Annotated in this window: 1 protein-coding gene; it reads right to left on the reverse strand. The window is 69.4% G+C overall.

All coding sequences use genetic code 11. From position 1 onward, the window contains the following. Positions 1-872: Ig-like domain repeat protein (locus KBX53_RS34420; protein WP_247676623.1), on the reverse strand; the 872-nt coding region annotated here is incomplete at its 3' end. Between the last annotated feature and the right edge of the window lie 15 nt (positions 873-887).

The raw sequence follows: 887 nt of genomic DNA on the forward strand, positions 1-887 counted from the left end.
AGCCGTACGGCCGCCTTGACGTCGCCGGCCGCCTCGGACGCCCGCACAGCGTCGAGCTTGTTCGACAGTTGCTTGTGCGCCTTGGTCGAGAGCCGCCCCGTCGCCTTGAACCGGTCCAGCAGACTCTGCATGTCCCGGAACGAGGTGGTGACGAAGAACCGGACCGTCGAGGTGGTCTTGTTGCCCGCCTTGTCGGTCGCGGTCACGGTCAGCTCGTGCAGGCCGAGCGACAGGTCGTACATGGCCTGCAGCGTGCCGCTGGCGTACGCCTGGCCGTCGAGCTGGCCGACCACGGTCGCGATGCCCGAGGTCGGGTCAACGGCCTGCCAGGACACCCGAACGTCCTGGCTGTCACCGTAGAGCTGGCCGTCGGCGAGACCGGAGACCAGCAGCGTCGGCTTGGTGCCGTCGATCTTCAAGACCGCCGACTTGAGCGTCTCGGCGTTGCCCGCCTTGTCGGTCGAGCGGTACAGCAGCTCGTGCTGCCCGTCACCGGTCACCTCGACCGGCGTCGTGTACGGCGTCCACGCGCCACCGTCCAACGACCACTCCACCGTCTTGACGCCGGAACCGGCGTCGGTGGAGGCCAGCACGACCGGGATGGTCCCGTTGTGCCAACCGGCGTCGTTCGCCGGAGCGAACGTCGCCGTGGTCACCGGCGCGGTGGCGTCGATCTTGACCGAGACGGTCTTGGTCGCCTCCACGTTGCCGGCCTTGTCCGTCGAACGGAACCGGAGCTCGTGCTCGCCGTCCCCGCTGACCGCCACCGGAGCGGTGTACGCCGTCCAGGTGGTGGCCCCGTCCAGCTGGTACTCGGTGCTGGCGAGCCCGCTACCGCCGGCCTCGTCGGCGCCGGTGAGCGTGATCGTCACCGGTCCGGTGTACCA

The sequence above is a fragment of the Micromonospora sp. M51 genome, from assembly GCF_018070305.1.
Taxonomy (GTDB): Bacteria; Actinomycetota; Actinomycetes; order Mycobacteriales; family Micromonosporaceae; genus Micromonospora; species Micromonospora parva.